At 70.6% G+C, this 17,297-nt stretch carries 19 protein-coding genes; 10 read left to right on the top strand and 9 right to left on the bottom strand.

All coding sequences use genetic code 11. From position 1 onward, the window contains the following. Positions 1–46 precede the first annotated feature (46 nt). From ABZS40_RS07580 to ABZS40_RS07565, 4 genes are all read left to right on the top strand, one after another. Positions 47–1,840 (top strand): HD domain-containing protein, encoded by a 1,794-nt coding sequence (locus tag ABZS40_RS07580; RefSeq protein ID WP_354942589.1) that lies wholly within the window; start codon positions 47–49, stop codon positions 1,838–1,840. 53 nt (positions 1,841–1,893) lie between these two features. After that, on the top strand, positions 1,894–2,436 hold the full coding sequence (locus tag ABZS40_RS07575; protein ID WP_091407528.1) for an NUDIX domain-containing protein: 543 nt from the start codon (positions 1,894–1,896) through the stop codon (positions 2,434–2,436). Continuing rightward, on the top strand, positions 2,433–3,302 hold the full coding sequence (locus tag ABZS40_RS07570) for a sugar phosphate nucleotidyltransferase (RefSeq protein WP_354942526.1): 870 nt from the start codon (positions 2,433–2,435) through the stop codon (positions 3,300–3,302). Before ABZS40_RS07575 ends, ABZS40_RS07570 begins: the two co-directional genes overlap by 4 nt. 79 nt (positions 3,303–3,381) lie before the next feature. After that, positions 3,382–3,669: an Lrp/AsnC ligand binding domain-containing protein gene (locus ABZS40_RS07565; protein ID WP_238680081.1), complete on the top strand. Its 288-nt coding sequence runs from the start codon at positions 3,382–3,384 to the stop codon at positions 3,667–3,669. A 105-nt stretch (positions 3,670–3,774) separates the two neighbouring features. On the opposite strand, the gene ABZS40_RS07560 is transcribed toward ABZS40_RS07565, so the two are convergent. The 5 genes from ABZS40_RS07560 to ABZS40_RS07540 form a co-directional block, all read right to left on the bottom strand. Then, a complete protein-coding gene (locus ABZS40_RS07560) occupies positions 3,775–4,467 on the bottom strand; it encodes a DUF4142 domain-containing protein (RefSeq protein ID WP_354942525.1) in 693 nt (230 codons plus the stop codon). Positions 4,468–4,660: 193 nt separating this feature from the next. Continuing rightward, entirely contained in the window at positions 4,661–6,292 is a 1,632-nt protein-coding gene (locus ABZS40_RS07555; protein ID WP_354942524.1) for a cytochrome b N-terminal domain-containing protein, read from the bottom strand. Beyond that, positions 6,289–7,377, bottom strand: coding sequence for a Rieske 2Fe-2S domain-containing protein (locus ABZS40_RS07550; protein WP_354942523.1), 1,089 nt, complete (start codon positions 7,375–7,377; stop codon positions 6,289–6,291). The genes ABZS40_RS07555 and ABZS40_RS07550 overlap by 4 nt, the downstream gene beginning before the upstream one ends. A gap of 64 nt (positions 7,378–7,441) precedes the next feature. Beyond that, a complete protein-coding gene (locus ABZS40_RS07545) occupies positions 7,442–8,278 on the bottom strand; it encodes a cytochrome c (RefSeq protein WP_354942522.1) in 837 nt (278 codons plus the stop codon). 70 nt (positions 8,279–8,348) lie between these two features. After that, positions 8,349–8,948, bottom strand: a complete 600-nt coding sequence (locus ABZS40_RS07540) for a heme-copper oxidase subunit III (RefSeq protein ID WP_112582810.1) — start codon at positions 8,946–8,948, stop codon at positions 8,349–8,351. Positions 8,949–9,047: 99 nt separating this feature from the next. Here ABZS40_RS07540 and ABZS40_RS07535 point away from each other — a divergent pair, with 99 nt between their 5' ends. From ABZS40_RS07535 to ABZS40_RS07520, 4 genes are all read left to right on the top strand, one after another. Next, on the top strand, positions 9,048–9,977 hold the full coding sequence (locus ABZS40_RS07535) for a cytochrome c oxidase assembly protein (RefSeq protein ID WP_354942588.1): 930 nt from the start codon (positions 9,048–9,050) through the stop codon (positions 9,975–9,977). Between the two features lie 108 nt (positions 9,978–10,085). Further along, positions 10,086–10,481 (top strand): hypothetical protein, encoded by a 396-nt coding sequence (locus ABZS40_RS07530; RefSeq protein WP_196925327.1) that lies wholly within the window; start codon positions 10,086–10,088, stop codon positions 10,479–10,481. 91 nt (positions 10,482–10,572) lie between these two features. Next, positions 10,573–11,619: an anthranilate phosphoribosyltransferase gene (gene trpD / locus ABZS40_RS07525; protein WP_354942521.1), complete on the top strand. Its 1,047-nt coding sequence runs from the start codon at positions 10,573–10,575 to the stop codon at positions 11,617–11,619. A 167-nt stretch (positions 11,620–11,786) separates the two neighbouring features. Beyond that, entirely contained in the window at positions 11,787–11,987 is a 201-nt protein-coding gene (locus ABZS40_RS07520) for a hypothetical protein (RefSeq protein WP_354942520.1), read from the top strand. Positions 11,988–12,111: 124 nt separating this feature from the next. Here the strand turns inward: ABZS40_RS07520 and ABZS40_RS07515 are convergent, their stop codons facing one another. Together ABZS40_RS07515 and coxB are read right to left on the bottom strand one after the other, a co-directional pair. Next, on the bottom strand, positions 12,112–12,537 hold the full coding sequence (locus ABZS40_RS07515; RefSeq protein ID WP_354942519.1) for a cytochrome c oxidase subunit 4: 426 nt from the start codon (positions 12,535–12,537) through the stop codon (positions 12,112–12,114). Positions 12,538–12,546: 9 nt separating this feature from the next. Beyond that, positions 12,547–13,518, bottom strand: coding sequence for a cytochrome c oxidase subunit II (gene coxB, locus ABZS40_RS07510; RefSeq protein WP_354942518.1), 972 nt, complete (start codon positions 13,516–13,518; stop codon positions 12,547–12,549). A gap of 231 nt (positions 13,519–13,749) precedes the next feature. Here coxB and ABZS40_RS07505 point away from each other — a divergent pair, with 231 nt between their 5' ends. After that, positions 13,750–14,901 (top strand): aminotransferase class V-fold PLP-dependent enzyme, encoded by a 1,152-nt coding sequence (locus ABZS40_RS07505; protein ID WP_354942517.1) that lies wholly within the window; start codon positions 13,750–13,752, stop codon positions 14,899–14,901. After that, entirely contained in the window at positions 14,898–15,131 is a 234-nt protein-coding gene (locus tag ABZS40_RS07500) for a sulfurtransferase TusA family protein (protein ID WP_124820720.1), read from the top strand. The genes ABZS40_RS07505 and ABZS40_RS07500 overlap by 4 nt, the downstream gene beginning before the upstream one ends. 300 nt (positions 15,132–15,431) lie before the next feature. Here ABZS40_RS07500 and ABZS40_RS07495 read toward each other — a convergent pair whose 3' ends face one another. Both ABZS40_RS07495 and ABZS40_RS07490 read right to left on the bottom strand, forming a co-directional pair. Next, positions 15,432–16,256: an inositol monophosphatase gene (locus ABZS40_RS07495; RefSeq protein ID WP_354942516.1), complete on the bottom strand. Its 825-nt coding sequence runs from the start codon at positions 16,254–16,256 to the stop codon at positions 15,432–15,434. Continuing rightward, positions 16,253–17,230 (bottom strand): carbohydrate kinase family protein, encoded by a 978-nt coding sequence (locus tag ABZS40_RS07490; protein ID WP_354942515.1) that lies wholly within the window; start codon positions 17,228–17,230, stop codon positions 16,253–16,255. Before ABZS40_RS07490 ends, ABZS40_RS07495 begins: the two co-directional genes overlap by 4 nt. Positions 17,231–17,297 lie beyond the last annotated feature (67 nt).

The following is a 17,297-nucleotide window of genomic DNA, read 5'->3' as shown; positions in this document are numbered from 1 at the left end:
CCGCCGGGTTCCGGCGGTGTGGAGCCGGGGTGAGGAGGTGTCCCTCGTGGACGTCGACGCCGGACACGGCGCCGCCCTGGGGGGCGCCCTGCCGACACAGCCGGGTGAGCTGCCGCTCGCCCGCCGGCTGCGGTCGCTGCTCAGCTGGCCAACCACCGACTCGGACCCGGTCACCCAACTGGTCCGCACCCACCGGGGCATCCACGCCGGCACCGACCCCGCGGTGCTGCGCCGGGCCTACACGATCGCGGAGAACATGCACCGCGGGCAGTTCCGCAAGAGCGGGGAGCCGTACATCACCCATCCCCTCGCGGTGGCGCAGATCTGTGCCGAGCTGGGGATGGACACCACCACCCTGGTCGCGGCGCTGCTGCACGACACCGTAGAGGACACCCGCTACACCCTCCAGGCACTCTCCGAGGACTTCGGCGGCGAGGTGGCCCACCTGGTCGACGGGGTGACCAAGTTCGACAAGGCGTTCTACGGCAAGGCCGCCGAGGCGGAGACGGTCCGCAAGATGATCGTCGCGGCCGCCAAGGACGTCCGGGTGCTGATCATCAAGCTGGCCGACCGGCTGCACAACATGCGGACGCTCGGGGTGCGCTCGGCGTCGTCGCGGGAACGGATCGCCCGCAAGACCCAGGAGGTGCTGGTCCCGCTCTGTGACCGGCTGGGCATCCAGACCCTCAAACGCGAGCTGGACGACGTGGTGCTGCTGCACCTTGAGCCCGACGAGCACGCCCGGCTGGCCCGGCACGTGCACGATCGGCCGGGCTGGGATTCGTACCTCGACTCGGTGGCCACCCGGACCAGGGTGGCGCTGCGCCGCAGCCGCGTCGACGCCGAGGTGAGCCCCCGTCCCCGGCACCTCTACTCGATCTGGAAGGACACCATCGCCGGCGGCCACACCGCCCCGTACGACCTGCCCCGCATCGTGGTGGTGGTCGACGGCCCGGCCACCGACTGTTACGCCGCGCTGGGCGCGATCCACGGCACCTGGCGACCGGTGCCCGGCCGTTTCAAGGACTTCATCGCCTCACCGAAGAACAACCTCTACCGGTCGCTGCACACCAGCGTGTGCGGCCCCCAGGACCGCACCGTGGAGGTGCTGATCCGCACCGAGGAGATGCACCGCTCGGCCGAGTACGGCATCGCCGCCGACTTCCGTTTCCCCCACTCCGGCAGCAGCACCGCCGCGGCCCGTGCCGAGCAGTTGGACTGGCTGCGGCGGGTGCTCGACTGGGAACCGGACGCCGCCGACCCGGCACAGTTCTACGAGTCGCTGCGCTGCGACCTGGCCGAGGGGCAGATCCAGGTCTTCGCCGACGGACGGCAGGTCGTCCTACCGGCCGGCGCCACGCCTGTCGACCTCGCGTACGAGTTGGGCAACGACCGGGGCGACCACTGCCTCGCCACACGCATCAACGGTCGGCTTGCCCCGCTCAGTTCGGAGCTGGACGAGGGCGACGTGGTGGAGATCTTCACCGAGAACGACGGCGACAACGGCTTCGAGGCCGGTGTGGCGCCGCGCGGCCCCCGGCGGGAGTGGCTGACCTTCGTCAAGTCGCCGCACGCGCAGATGCAGATCAACCGGTGGTTCGCCGAGCACACCGAACCGGGCATCACGATCAGTGACAAGGTGCGCCTCGGTCGGGCCACCATCGGGCTCGCCCTGCGCCAGCACAACCGGGGCCTCGCCAGTGACCTGCCGCTGCTGCGCCTCTCCGAGGAGCTGGGCTACCCCGACCTGGAGACCCTGCTGGTCGCGGTCTTCGACCGGGTGATCGAACCGGACACCGTGGTTCGCCAGCTCATCGACCTGGTCGACCATCGACAGTGACCCGACAGGCCCCAGCGCGTCCGAGGGACATTCGTGACCACTAGCCTGGAGTCATGATCCCCCGCTCCCGCGCCACCGGTCGGGCCCTCTTCTACCAGGCCTTCTACCGACTGCCGCTGCCGGTGCGTCGGCGTCTGGTCCGACTGGCCGTGCCCAAGTACATCGTCGGCGCGGTGACCCTGGTCCGGGACACCGAGGCGACGGGCGCGGGTCGGTTGCTCATGCTGCGCCAGCCGCCCGGCAAGGGTTGGTCACTCCCCGCCGGCCTGCTCAACCGGGGCGAGGCCCCGGTGGTGGGCGCGGCCCGTGAGCTGTTCGAGGAGTCCGGCGTCCGGCTCCCACCGTCCCGGCTGCGCCCGGCGGTGCCGAACGCGATCGTGCACGCCAAGGGCTGGGTGGACATGGTCTTCGAGGCCGAGGTGCCGGCGTCCAGCACCGAGCTGACCGTCGACGGCGGGGAGGTCTTCGAGGCCGCCTGGCACCCCCTGGACGACCTGCCCAAGCTGACCTGGCCGACGGCCCGGCTGCTCGCCTACTACGACATCGGGCCGCTGGCCGGGCAGTTCCCGCCACCGGTGCCCGACGACACCCCGTGACCGTCGCGGCCGGTGTGCCGACGGAGCTGTGCGCGGTGGTGCTGGCCGCCGGCGAGGGCACGCGGCTGCGCCCGCTCACCGAACGGGTGCCCAAGGCGCTCTGCCCGGTGGGCAACGTACCCCTGCTGGACCGGGCGTTGGCGCGGCTGGCCGGCCTGGGCCTCAGCGGTCCCGACCGGGTAGCGGTGAACGCCTGCTACCTGGGCGACCAGGTGGTGGCGCACGTCGGCGACCGCGCCCACCTGTCGGTGGAGCCGGGCGACCCGCTGGGCACTGCGGGCGGGGTGGCCAACCTGCGAGACTGGATCGACGGGCGGCCGGTCCTGGTCGGCAACGCCGACGCGTACCTCGCCGACCTGGCCGCTCCCCCGGGCCCGGACGTGGTCGCCCTGCTCGACGGCTGGGACGGGCACACCGTACGCCTGCTCGGCCAGCCCGCCGCGGACCCGGCGGCGCCGGGCACCTTCGCCGGGCACTGCTTCACCGGCTTCTCGCTGCTGCCCTGGCGGCTGGTCCGGGACCTGCCGGTCGTCTTCTCGGACCTGGTCCGCGCCGTGTGGCGTCCGGCCGAGGCGGCGGGCGCGCTGGCCGTGGTGCCCTACCCGGGCACGTTCGTCGACACCGGCACCCCGGCCGACTACCTGGCGGCCAATCTGCACGCCGCTGCCGGCGGCGTTCTCGTTGAGGAGTCCGCGACGGTGACCGGCCGCTGCGTGGAGTCGGTCGTCGGCGCGGGCGCGCGGGTGGCCGGCGACGTGTTCCGCACGGTGGTGTGGCCGGGCGCGACAGTACGGGCCGGCGAGCGGCTGCGGAACGTGATCCGGGCCGGGAGCGACCTGACAGTGCCCTGCCCCGCCCAGGGCTGAGGGCCGACGGCTCCCGCCTCCGGTCTCGAGCTGGAACATCTAGCATGGGCGACGACGCCGACGAACGGAGAAATGCCCCGTGATCACCGCGATCGTGCTGATCGACTGCGCCACCGATGCGATCCCCGAGGTGGCGGAGAACCTGGCCAACCTTCCCGGTGTCAGCGAGGTCTACTCGGTGGCCGGGCACGTCGACCTCATCGCCATCGTCCGGGTCCGCGAGTTCGACCAGATCGCCCAGGTCATCGCGGGCAGCATCTCCAAGGTCGAAGGCGTGCTCAACACCGAGTCGCACATCGCCTTCCGGGCGTACTCCCAGCACGACCTGGAGGAGGCGTTCGCGATCGGTCTGGCCAGCGCCGACTGACCCGCTCGCCGTTTCGGGGCCTGCGCCGGCCGCACGGCGGCGCGTAGCGCGCACAGGGCGGCCGGCCCACCCCGTTGGGTGGACCGGCCGTCTGCTGTGGCTACGTCAGCTCTCGCTGGGAGCCGGTACCTCGGTGCTGCCGCCGCCCGGAGCCGGCGACTCGGTGCCGGTGCCGCCCGGAGCCGGCGACTCGGTGACAGTGCCGCCCGGAGCCGGCGACCCGGTGCCGGTGCCGCCCGGGCTGGGCGTACCGCTGGCGCTGGTCTGCGGAACCGGAATGCCGAGCTTGTTGGCGAGCGCCACCAACTCGTCGTAGTGCGTCTGCAGCGTCGGAAGCGCCGTCTGCGCCAACTGGACCACCGACTGCTCGGAGCCCTGCGAGATCTCCGTCTGGGTGGCCTGGATGGACTGGACGTGGCCGGCCAGCTCACTGGTCACCCAGAGCCGGTCGAACTCCGCACCACTGGCGTTGTTCAGCTTGTCGATGACCGCCTGCTGATCGGCGCTGGGCTCGTTCGGCAGTTCCACCCCGAGCTGCGACGCGGTCTGCTGCACCGTCTGGTCCAGCTGGGTGTGGTCGGTCTTCAGCATCGCGCCCAGGTCCTTGACCCCCTGGTCCTGACCCTTCTGCTGAGCCAGGTCACCAGCGGTGATCTCGAACAGGTTGACCTGGTGTACCGCCTGCAGGTACTGGGTGTCCTGCGTCGACGGCTGTGCCGCGGCCTGCGCGGCCGCAGCCGGCGCGACACCGACCAGTACCAGCGCGGCCAACAGGCCGAGGCGTTTGATACCCAACATGCTTCCCCCCCTTGAGACGTTGGACCGCACGGATACCCGGCTCACCGGGGTTATTCCTGCGATCGCCCGTCGCGCGGGGTCGACCGGTCCCGTCAGGGCCGTCCGACTCCTGGTCGGATGGGTCGCGGGGCGTGAATACGACGGGGCGCCCGCCGGAATCCGGCGGGCGCCCCGTAACGGTGCGACTGGGCGGTCAGCGGCGGCTCTCGCCGCTGCCGATCTCCTCGCGCTCGGGCCGGGCCTCGACCGGCGGGTGCCCCGGCGAGACCGGCGCCTCGACCGGCTTCTCGATCGGGTAGAAGAAGCCCCGGATGGCCGGCCCGAGGGCACCCAACCGGTTCATCTTCTTCGGTACGACCCAGCCGACGTAGTCGAGCTGACCGTGACCGTCAGCGTGCCCGTTGGACGCGCTGAGCGGCTGGTGCACCTCGACGAACCGGCCGTCCGGCAGGCGCCGGATGATGCCGGTCTCCACGCCGTGCGCGAGCACCTCCCGGTCGTGCTGCTGCAGACCCAGGCAGAGCCGGTAGGTGACGTAGTACGCCAGCGGCGGGATCACCAGCAGGCCGACTCGGCCCGCCCAGGTCATCGCGTTCAAGCTGATCTGGAACTTGTCGGCGATCACGTCGTTGGCGCCGGAGAGCGTCAGCACGATGTAGAACGAGACGGCCATGGCGCCGACGGCGGTCCGGGCCGGGACGTCGCGGGGCCGCTGGAGCAGGTTGTGGCTCTTGCGGTCCTTGAGGTGCCGGGCTTCCAGGAACGGGTACATCGTCGACAGGCCCACCAGGATGCCGGGCAGCACGACTGTCGGCCAGAACAGCGGCGGGATGACGTACCCGTCGCCGAGCGGAATGTTGATTTCCCAGGCCGGCATGAGTCGGGTCGACCCGTCGAGGAACATGACGTACCAGTCGGGCTGGCTGGCGGCCGAGACCACCCACGCCTCGTACGGGCCGAACAACCAGATCGGGTTGATCTGGAACAGACCGCCCATCAGCGCGATGACGCCGAAGACGACCATGAAGAAGCCGCCCTGCTTCAACGCGTACCGCGGGAACATCCGCTCGCCGACCACGTTGTTGTTGGTCCGGCCGGGGCCGGGCCACTGGGTGTGCTTCTGCTTGAAGACCAGACCCAGGTGGACGCTGATCAGTGCGACCAGCAGACCCGGGATGAGCAGCACGTGGGCGATGAAGAACCGGCTGATGATGATCGTGCCCGGGAACTCGCCGCCGAAGATCGACGAGGTGACCCAGGAGCCGATCACCGGGATGGACAGCATGATCGCCGAGGCGATCCGCAGGCCGGTGCCGGACAGGCCGTCGTCCGGAAGCGAGTAGCCGGTGAAGCCGGCCAGGAAGCCGACCCAGAACAGCAGCGAGCCGATGATCCAGTTGGTCTCGCGCGGCTTGCGGAAGGCGCCGGTGAAGAAGACCCGGAGCATGTGCACGACGATCGCGGCCATGAACAGCAGCGCCGCCCAGTGGTGCATCTGCCGCATCACCAGACCGCCGCGGACGTCGAACGAGATGTCCAGGCTGGAGGCGTACGCGGCGGACATCGGGGTGCCCTGCAACGGCGCGTAGCTGCCGTCGTAGACCACCTCGGTCATCGCCGGCTCGTAGAAGAAGGTGAGGAACACACCGGTCAGCAGCAGCACGACGAACGAGAACAGCGCGATCTCGCCGAGCAGGAAGGACCAGTGGTCCGGGAAGACCTTGTTCAGCAGCTTGCGCAGCGGGGTGGCCACCGCGAAGCGGTCGTCCACTCCCACCGCTGCCTTGCCCGGCGTCGCCGCAAGGTCAAACTTTCGACGCTTCATGGCCGCTCCCAGAAATCAGGCCCGACGGTCTCGGTGTAGTCGGACTTCGCCACGAAGAAGCCCTCGGAGTCTACCTCGATCGGCAGCTGCGGCAGCCGCCGGCTGGCGGGGCCGAAGACTGGCCGGGCGTTGTCGGTGATCAGGAACTGGGACTGGTGGCACGGGCAGAGCAGCCGGTTGGTCTGCTGCTCGTACAGGCTGGCCGGACATCCCGCGTGCGTGCAGATCTTGGAGAACGCCGCGTAGTTGCCCCACATGTAGTCGCCGTGGCCGATCTTCTCGTTGGCCCGGCGCGATTCCTGCGCGTCCGAGTCACGGAGGTGGATCAGCAGCGTCGGCGAGTCGGCGTGCTTGTTGCTCACACCGTGGTCGATGCCGGGAAAGACGGTGATTTGACCACCGGTGCTGATGTCCGCCGGACGGACCGGACGGCCGTCCTCGCGGACCAGGCGGATCCGCTCGCCGCCCTCGGCCGTGGCGAACCCGGTGGTGAACATCTGGTTGTTCTTGTGCGGCTGCGAGATCAGGCCGCCGACCAGCGGCGCCGCGGCGACCGCGGCGACCGGCGCGAGGCCGGCCAGCAGCGAGATGCCGAGCAGGGGGCGACGCTTCACGCCCAGCTCGTCCGCCATGTAGAGCATGGTCTGGCCGGTGATCGTGCGGCCTTCGGAGTCCACCTGGCCCTCGTGCCGGTCCTGGATCGAGACCTCCTTGGGCAGCAACTTCTTGCCCCAGGTCAGGATGCCGAAGCCGACGGCGAGCAGCGCCACGCCGAGGGTGAAGCCGAGCAGCGGGGTGTAGAACTTGTCGCCGCCCCGGCCCGCCTCGTACTTCCACGGCCACGCGATGTAGATGACCATGAAGGCGGTCGCGGCCAGGCCGGTGAGCAGGAAGAAGCCGGCGACCACCCGGGTCAGCCGACGCTCCGCCTTGGTGCCCGGCAGCACCTGCGGCTCGTAGTGGACGATCTCGATGTCGTCCCGCCGCGCGCCCTCACGAACGATGTCGAACCGGGTCAGCCTGGGGTCGTTCACGTCGAGCGGCTCCGGGCCCTGTGCGGCCTGGTGCTCGGGGTGGGTGCTCATGCCGTCACCTCGCTACGGGTGGCGCCGAGCGGCACCACAGCACTGAATCGGATGGCCTGCTCGATCACGACTTACCCGCAATCCAGAGGCTGGCGAAGACGAGCGCCACGATGCCAACCAGGAAGATCGCCAGGCCCTCGGTGGACGGGCCGTACCGCCCGAGGTTGAGCCCACCCGGGTCCTGGTCGTGCTTCAGCGTCTCCTGGATGTAGGCGATGATGTCGGCCTTCTGCTCCGGCCGGAGCTGGTTGTCGCCGAACACCGGCATGTTCTGCGGGCCGCTCAACATCGCCGCGTAGATCTGGCGGTCGGTAGCGGGGTGCAGGCTCGGGGCGAACTTGCCCGACGAGAGCGCGCCGCCGCCGCCACCGAAGGCGTGGCACTGCGAGCAGTTGATCCGGAACAGCTCACCGCCGGACGCGATGTTGCCGTCCTCGCCGAGGTCGTCGCCCTCGGGCACGACCGGGCCGCCGCCAAGCTCCTGGATGTACTGGCCCAGCTGACGGGTCTGCTCGTCGGTGAAGACCGGGGGCTTACGGTGCGCCTGGGCCTCCTGGCGGGCCAGCGGCATCCGCCCGGAGCTGACCTGGAACTCGACAGACGCCGCGCCGACGCCGATCAGGCTCGGCCCGCGGCCCTCGACGCCCTGGGCGTTGCGGCCGTGGCAGGTCACGCAGCTCACGTCGAACAGCGCCTTGCCCTCGGCGGCGGCGCCGGTCAGCTGCGGGTTGTCCTGCGCCTGCGCGCCCGGGGCGAAGACGGTGTATGCGCCGCCGGCGAGCATCAGCGCGGCGATCAGCCGGACCGCGGCGCCCAGCCGGCGGCGGCCCCTGCTGCGCGCGGCGGGCCGCTCACGCAACCGCGCGAGCAGACCGCGTCGGCGGTCGTTGTCAGAAGTCATGAGCGGTGTCCTTAACCGGTTGGACCTGTCTCAGGGGACGGAGCAGCAGCGCGGGATGTGACGCGCAAGATCACTGGAGCCAGTAGATCATGGCGTACAGCCCGATCCACACGACGTCGACGAAGTGCCAGTAGTACGACACGACGATCGCCGACGTCGCCTGCGCCGGAGTGAACCGGCCCATGGTCGTGCGGACCATGAAGATGATGAAGGCGATCAGACCACCTGTCACGTGCAGGCCGTGGAAGCCGGTGGTCAGGTAGAACACCGACCCGTACCCGTCTTCGTTGATCTTGATGCCGTCGGCGACCAGGTGCCGGTACTCGTTCAGCTGGCCGAGCACGAAGATCAGGCCCATCACGAAGGTGACGGTGAACCAGCGCCGCAGCGCGTGCACGTCACCCTTCTCCGCCGCGAAGACGCCGAGCTGGCACGTCACCGAGGACAGCACCAGGATCACCGTGAAGGTGGTCGCGTACGGAATGTTCAGCGCCTCGGTGTGCTTCTCCCACTGCTCCGGCGCAGCCGCGCGGATGGAGAAGTACATCGCGAACAGCGCCGCGAAGAACATGAGTTCGCTGGAGAGCCACACGATCGTCCCGACGCTGACCATGTTTGGTCGAGTCAGAGAGTGGATCCGGCTCTTGTCAATGGCTGGGGCCGCAGTCACGCCGTCATTATTGCCCCTGACCGGGGCAGCCGATCAGCGGGGTGGCAAACCTGCGCCTTCCGTGGCCCGAGCGTCAGGGTCCGGTTCGCCTGGCCTAGCCTGAAAAGCGTGCTGCACGTCGATCCGATCTTCGCCGCCACCTCGGCCCCGCCGCCGTTCACCGTCGGCGCGGTGCTGAGCGAGACCCGGCTGGACAGCTGGCTGGCCCTCGGCCTGGTGCTCGCCGCCGGCCTGTACCTCTACGGGGTGTACCGGCTGCGCCTGCGAGGCGACCGCTGGCCGATCGCCCGTACCGTGTTCTTCCTCGGCCCCGGCCTGGGCGGCATCGCGCTCGTCACGGTCAGCGGGCTGCACGCGTACGACACCGCGCTGCTGTCCGTGCACATGATCCAGCACATGGTGCTCTCCATGGTGGCGCCGATCTTCCTGGCCCTGGGCGCGCCGATGACCCTGGCCCTGCGGACCCTGCCGGTCCGGCCACGCAAGCGCCTGCTCGCGATCGTGCACAGCCGCGTCGCCCGGGTCTACAGCTTCCCGCTGGTGGCGTTCGCCATCTTCGTGGTCAACCCGTTCGTGCTGTACTTCAGTGATCTGTACCGCTACACCCTCGAACACGCCTGGGCGCACGAGCTGGTGCACGCGCACTTCATCATGACCGGCTGCGTGTTCTTCTGGCCGCTGCTCGGCCTCGACCCGCTGCCCGGCCGCTGGCCGTACCCGGCCCGCGCGCTGCTGATGCTGCTCTCCGTGCCGTTCCACACAGTGCTCGGCCTCACCATCATGCAGAGCAGCACGCTCTTCGGCGGCGACTGGTACCCGTCGCTCAACCTCGGTTGGGTCGACCCGTGGCAGGACCAGGTGGTCGCCGGCGGCATCCTCTGGGCCGGTGGCGAGTTCGTCAGTGTGACCATGCTCGCGGTGCTGGTGGTGCAGTGGGTCAAGCAGTCCGAGCGGGAGGCCCGCCGGGTGGACCGCGAGCTGGACCGCCAGGAGGCCCGCGAACGCGCGGCCGACGCCGCGCCCGCCTGAGCTGCCCGGACGGTACGCCCCGACGCGCGACGCCGGGCGGGATGTCGGCTACGTCACGCCGACCGGTACGATCTGCGGGCAGCTACGAAGTGGAAGCGGAGTGCCGGCATGACCGATCGTCTTTGCACCGTGTTGCTCTACAGCGACGACCCGCAGGTCCGTGATCGGATGCGGATGGCTGTCGGCACCCGACCAGCTCCCGGTCTGCAGATCGAGTTCGTCGAGGCGTCGACCTACGCGGAGACCATCCGGCTGGTCGACGACTACGAGATCGACCTGCTGCTGCTCGACGGTGAGGCGAGCCCGGGCGGCGGCATCGGCATCGCCCGGCAGATCAAGGACGACCGGGACGACGCTCCCCCGACCTGCCTGGTGATCGCCCGCGCCGCCGACCGATGGCTCGCCGCGTACGCCGAGGTCGACGCGACGCTGGTGCACCCGCTCGACCCGGTGACCACCGGCGGCACGGTGGCCGAGCTGCTGCGGACGCACGCACCCGCCTGACGTCCCACGCTCCTCCGGCACCCCCACGGCGCCGGATCTCCTCGGCGCCGGTTCCAGCCCACCCGCACTTCGCATGCTCGGGAGGCCCGCCATGGGCGATTGGACCTGGCCGCACCTGCTCAACGCGCTGCTGCGCGGTGACGAGCTCTCCACCGCCGACACCGCCTGGGCGATGGACGAGATCATGACCGGCTCGGCGAGCGCGGCGCAGATCGCCGCCTTCGCCGTGGCGCTGCGGGCCAAGGGGGAGACCCCCGCGGAGCTGGCCGGTCTGGTCGAGGCGATGCTGGGTCGCGCGGTCCCGGTGACGCTCCCCGAGGAACTGCGCCGCACCGCGCTCGATGTGGTCGGCACCGGCGGTGACCTCGCCCACACGGTCAACATCTCCACGATGACGGCGCTGGTGGTCGCCGGCGCGGGCGTCCGCGTCGTCAAGCACGGCAACCGGGCCGCCTCCTCGCTGTGCGGCACCGCCGACCTGCTGGAGTTCCTCGGCATCCCGCTGGATCTCGGCCCGGAGCAGGTCGCCCGCTGTGTCGAGGAGGCCGGCATCGGGTTCTGCTTCGCGGCCCGCTTCCACCCCGGGATGCGGCACGCCGGCCCGGTCCGCCGCGAGGTGGGCGTGCCCACCTTCTTCAACTTTCTCGGCCCACTGACCAACCCGGCCCGGCCCCGGGCCGGCGCGGTCGGCTGCTTCGACCTGCGGATGGCCCCGGTGATGGCCAGCGTGTTCGCGGGCCGTGGCGACTCGGCGATCGTCATGCGCGGCGAGGACGGGCTGGACGAGTTCACCACCGCCGCGCCGACCCGGATCTGGGCGGCGCAGGGCGGCACCGTACGCGAGGCTGTGCTGGACGCGACGGACCTGGGGGTACCCCGGTCCACCCTCGCGGATCTGCGGGGCGGTGACGCCGCGTACAACGCGGGCGTGGCCCGTCGCCTGCTGGCCGGTGAGACGGGCCCGGTCCGGGACGCCGTGCTGGTCAACGCGGCGGCGGCACTGGCCACCCAGGGTCCGCTGGACGGCGACCTGACCGAGGCGCTGCGCGCCGGCCTGGCCCGCGCGGCCGAGTCGATCGACTCCGGCGCGGCCGCCGCGACCCTGAACCGCTGGATCGAGACCGCCACCGCCGCCTGACCTCACCACCACCCGGCCCGCCGGTGCCGTCCGCGGGCAGCGGGCGACCGTGCGCGGAGATTTGTCGGACCCGTCTGGGAAACTACAGCTGAGTAGTTCTCTGCTGCCGTCGGTGCGTCGTTGTCGCATCCGAGGGCGGTCCGCCTGGTATCCGAGAGGAGACGCCCGTGTCGCACCGCGAGCTCTACTGCGACGTCTGCGAGGGCGTGGCGCTGTTCGAGGCGCCGCCCTGCGTCGACAGCCACGGCACCGACTGTCCGGAGCTGATCTGCACCGACTGCGGCGCCGCAGTGGTGGTCGGCACGTTCGCCTCCCCGGTCGCCCGGCTGGCCGCCCGCCGACGCCAGCCCGCCCGCCGCGCCGCCTGAGACCACAGCACCGCCCGCGCCGCCGCGCCACCCGATGCGGGGTGGAACATGACCGAAGGCCCGCTCCCCCACTCGGGGAACGGGCCTTCGTCGTGCGGGTCGGTCGCGACGGCGACCGGGTGGGTCAGTGCTCGGCGGTGCGCCGGGTGCCGCTGTAGTACTCGAACAGGAGCCCGCAGGCGGAGAAGACGACGGCCAGCAGGCCGGCGCCGATCAGCCAGTACTGCCAGAACACCATGCCGAGCGCGGCGATCGCGGCGGCCAGCGCCAGACCGAACGGCCAGTAACTGCCCGGGCTGAAGAAGCCGACCTCACCAGCCCCGTCGGCGATCTCAGCGTCCGGGCGGTCCTCCGGGCGCAGGTCGATGCGGCGGGAGACGAACCAGAAGAAGCCACCGCACATCGAGCAGAGCAGGAACGACAGCAGCAGGGCGACGGTGCCGACCCACTCGACGCCGCCCGACTCCCCGTGCGTCCAGGCGCCGTAGAGGATGGTGGCACCGGCGAGGAACCCGGCGATGATCAGGAAGATACGCCACTCGGTCTTCATGCGGCTGCCTCAGCTTCCCGTGCGGGCCGGAACGTCGTCCGGGTTGAAGTTGTCCTGCGTCCGCCGCGTGTCGAACGGCTGCGTGGTCGTCGCGTACGGCTGCTCACCGATCGCGGACAGCGCATCCTGGGTGGACTTGCCGCTCTGCTTGGCCGCGAGGAACTGGTCGTACTTCTCCGGCGAGACCACCCGCAGCTCGAAGTTCATGAACGCGTGGTAGCTGCCGCACAGTTCGGCGCAGCGCCCGACGTAGGCACCCTCGGCGTCCAGGCTCGAGACCTCGAACACGTTGCGGATCTTGCCCGGCATGACGTCCCGCTTGAAGAGCAGCTCCGGCACCCAGAACGAGTGGATGACGTCGCGGCTGGTCTCCTCGAACCGGATGGACCGGTTGGTCGGCAGCACCAGCACCGGGATGACCTCACTGGTGCCGAGCGTCGACGCGGTGGTGCGGGCTTCCGTGCCCTGACCGTCGCGGTAGTTGAACTGCCAGTTCCACTTGAACGCGACGACCTCGACAGTGACGTCGGGGTTCTTCGACAGCTTGTCGACGTCGGTCTGCACGATCGCCGTGTAGTAGAAGAGCACGGAGACGATCAGGATCGGCGCGATGGTGTAGAGGAACTCCATCGGCATGTTGTAGCGGGTCTGCACCGGCAGCACGTTGCCACGCTTGCGGTAGCGCACGACGCACCAGAAGATCAGGCCCCACACGAAGACGCCGACCGCGAGCGCGGCGATGCAGGAGGCGATCCACAGGTCGTACATCCGCTTGGACTCCGGCGAGATGCCGCCCTGCGGCCAGCCGAAGCCGTGGAACGTCTGACCCACGTCACAGCCCGTGAGCAGAACCAGCAACGCCACGCCACCGAGACCGAGCCCGGCCAGGCGACCAGCACCACGCTCCCGGCGTCCACCAACCCCTGGGGAAGCGCTGTGCCGTACGGCCGACGGCCGTACCTCCGAACTCCTTGCGACCACCTGGTCCTGCCTCCCTAGCGCGCCGCGGTGCGTCTTTCCTCAGCACCCGCGGCAAAGGCGTCACCGACGGTCGCAGATTACTCGACCATGACGGACTCGGCCGTGGTGGGGTCACTGTCCGACCCCCATCGGGGGGATCCTGGGCATACCGCCGCGATAGCGTCTTGGTCTGTGAGCGCGAGGAGTGAGCCGGGGTTGCGAGCCCCGCAGTCGCGAACGAAGGCAGGGTCTGTGAGCGCATCCCCGGTCTACCTGGACGCGGCCACCGCCGCGCCGATGCATCCGGTCGCGCGGCAGGCGCTGCTGGCCGCGCTGGACGACGGCTGGGCCGACCCGGGCAAGCTGTACACGCAGGCCCGCCGGGCCCGGCAACTGCTCGACGCCGCCCGCGAGGCCACCGCGCTGACGCTCGGCGTCCGCGCCGACGAGGTTTCCTTCACACCCAGCGGTACGACCGCGGCCCACGGCGCGGTGCTCGGCGGCCTGGCGGGGCGGCGCCGGGTCGGGTCGACGCTGGTGCACTCGGCGATCGAGCACTCGGCGGTGCTGCACGCGGCGGAGCGGCACGTCGGCGCGGGCGGAACCGCCACAGCGGTGCCGGTCGACCGGTGGGGCCGGCTGGACCTGACGGCGTGGTCGACCGCCGTTCGGGCGCCGGGGGTCGCGCTGGCCGCGTTGATTACCGCCAGTCACGAGGTGGGGACGGTCCAGCCGGTCGCCGAGGCGGCGGCGGCGTGCGCCGACGTGGGTGTGCCGCTGTACGTGGACGCGGCGCAGTCGGTGGGCCGGGTGCCCCTGCCGGCCGGCTGGTCGGTGCTCACGGCGAGCGCCCACAAGTGGGGTGGGCCACCGGGCGTGGGAGTTCTGGCGGTCCGGAAGGGCACTCGCTGGGAGTCACCCTGGCCGGCCGACGAGCGGGAGAGCGGGCGTACCCCCGGGGTGGTGAACCTGCCCGCGGTGGTGGCGGCGGCGGCGAGCCTGCGCGCGGCGGCGGCCGACGCGGCGACCGAGGCGACCCGGCTGGCCGCCCTGGTGGACCGGGTCCGGGAGCGGGTCGCGGCGGAGGTGCCCGACGTGGAGGTGGTCGGCGACCCGGCGCTCCGGCTACCCCACCTGGTCACCTTCTCCTGCCTGTACGTTGACGGGGAGGCGCTGCTGCACGCACTGGACCGGCGGGGCTTCGCCGTGTCGTCCGGCTCGTCCTGCACCTCGTCCACGTTGCGCCCGTCGCACGTGCTGGAGGCGATGGGGGTGCTCTCGCACGGCAACGTGCGGGTCAGCCTGCACCGGGAGACGACCGAGGCGGACGTGGAGCGGTTCCTGACCGAGCTGCCGGGGATCGTCACCGGGCTGCGCGCCGAGGCCGGGGTGGTGGGGCTGTGACGATGCCGGACGAGGTGATCGACTGCCGGGGGCAACGCTGCCCGCTGCCGGTGATCGCGGCGGCGCGACGGATGCCCGAGGTGCCGGTCGGCACCGTGGTCCGGGTGCTGGCCGACGACCCGGCGGCGGCCGTCGACATCCCCGCCTGGTGCCGAATGCGCGGCCAGGAGTTCCTCGGGTCCGTCAACGGCCCCGAAGGCCCCGCCTACGACGTCCGCCGCACCCACTAACCCGAGTCATTCATCGATCCAGATCAGCCTCTTGACGCTCAGCATGCGCCCCGCCCGCGCCGATCTTGCAGTTTCGGTCGCCGAGATGCGCGGAATACCCTCTTATGTCGCGACAGTAAGCGCAAGATCGTGGAAGAGGGGCAGCCCGGCCCTCGTCGATCATGGAGTTACGGTGCCCGGTTTAGCTCGATGCGAGCACTTTGCCACCCACCACAACTCCATGATCGACCCGGACAGCGCGGGGTGACGAACAGCCACTCCGTCTAGCGCAACGGTGTTGCATTGCTGAGTGCCAACCGATCAAGAAACGCCGGGCTTGTGGGGCGGTTGAGTGACGGCAGCGGTGAGGATCTGCAGCGCAGCGGTATGCAAGACAGTGCTGCGGGCGAAGAGGGCCGGGCCGGGCATGGGCCGTAGCTGGCCATCGAGACCACTGAAGCGCCCACCCGCCTCCTCGACGATCAGTTTCGTTGCCGCGTAGTCCCAGACCTGCCCCCGCACCTGAACGGTGAGGTCCAGTTGCCCACGCGCGACGAGTAGCGCGGCGTGGACGCTCCACGGGGCAGTCGTGGCCACCGCAGCCAGCGGTGCGATCAACTCACGTTCGGCTGAAGAGAGCTCGGCATCAGTCGGAATTACGCCGAGCCGGCTCCCCTCCAGGCCGCCCTGATCCGGACGGGCGACGGAAATCCGCCGTTCGCCGGTCAGACCTGCGCCGGAGATGTCCGCTTCGAAAGCGCCGGAGCCTCGCTGCGCCCACCACACCTTCCGCTGGGCAGGGACGACGGCCACCCCGACAACAATCTCGCCAGCCTCTTCCAGAGCGACGAGGACCAGCCACCGATCATCACCGTCGACGAAGAGCGCGGTGCCATCGATCGGGTCGACGATCCAGCGACGGCTGCCCCCGCCGGTCTGGCCGGCTTCCTCGCCGAGAACGGCATCGTCTGGCCGGGCATCGCCCAACACCTCACGGATGGCGGCCTCGACCGCACGGTCGGCCTCAGTAACGACGCTGCCGTCCGACTTCAGCTCCCGGGGAAGCTCGGCGAGGGCAGCAAAGTACCGGAGGCCGACCGCAGCGCCAGCGAGCGCAGCGCGGCGAGCAACCAGGAGGTCACTCACGGGAGGAGGTGAGGGCGGACTTCTTCCGCTGCGGTGTCGCCGTAGGACTCGGCGAGCCGCTTGACGAACAGGTCGCGGCGAACGTCGTACTCCTGGGTGCCGACGGTCTCCAGGACCAGCGTGGCCAGCAGCGAGCCGACCTGGGCGGCGCGCTCCAGGCCGAGGCCCCAGGAGAGCGCCGTGAAGAAGCCGGCTCGGAAGCCGTCGCCCACGCCGGTCGGGTCGACCGCCCGGATCTCCCGCGCGATCGGTACGTGGATCGGGTCGATGTCGCGCCCGGCGATCTCCACACCGTGCTTGCCCAGCGTGGTGACCCGCACCTTGACCAGGTCCAGCAGTTGGTCGTCGCTGAGCTGCGCCTTGCTCTGCAACAGCGACTTCTCGTAGTCGTTGGTCATCAGGTACTCGGCGCCTTCGATCAGCGCCACCACGTCCTCGCCGGGCATCCGGGCGAGCTGCTGGGACGGGTCGGCGGCGAAGGCGTACCCGCGGGTGCGGCACTCGGCCGAGTGGCGCAGCATCGCCGCGGGGTCGTTCGCGCCGACCAGCACCAGGTCCAGACCGCCGAGCCGGTCGGCGACCGGGGCCAGCTCGATGTTGCGGGCCTCGCTCATCGCGCCGGCGTAGAACGACGCGATCTGGCACATGTCGGTGTCGGTGGTGCAGACGAAGCGGGCGGTGTGCGCCACCTCGCTGATGTGCACCGAGTCGCAGTCCACACCGTGGCGCTCCAGCCAGGAGCGGTAGTCGGCGAAGTCGGCGCCGACCGCGCCGAGCAGCACCGGGCGCAGCCCGAGCTGACCCATCCCGAAGGAGATGTTCGCCGCCACGCCGCCGCGGCGAAGCACCAGATCGTCCACCAGAAAGGAGAGGGACACCTTGTGCAGTTGATCGGCGATGAGCTGGTCGGCGAAGCGACCGGGGAAGCTCATCAGGTGATCGGTGGCGATCGAGCCGGTGACGGCGATCTTCATGTCAACCCTCGGGGTCGGGAGCAGGGCGCGGTCAGCCTACCGGGACGGCAACCCGATGGTCACCGCT

The sequence above is a fragment of the Micromonospora sp. NPDC005324 genome, assembly GCF_040607155.1.
Lineage (GTDB): Bacteria > Actinomycetota > Actinomycetes > Mycobacteriales > Micromonosporaceae > Micromonospora > Micromonospora trifolii.
Note: the sequence above shows the minus strand (reverse complement) of the source record. Positions and strands in the feature narration are given on the sequence as shown.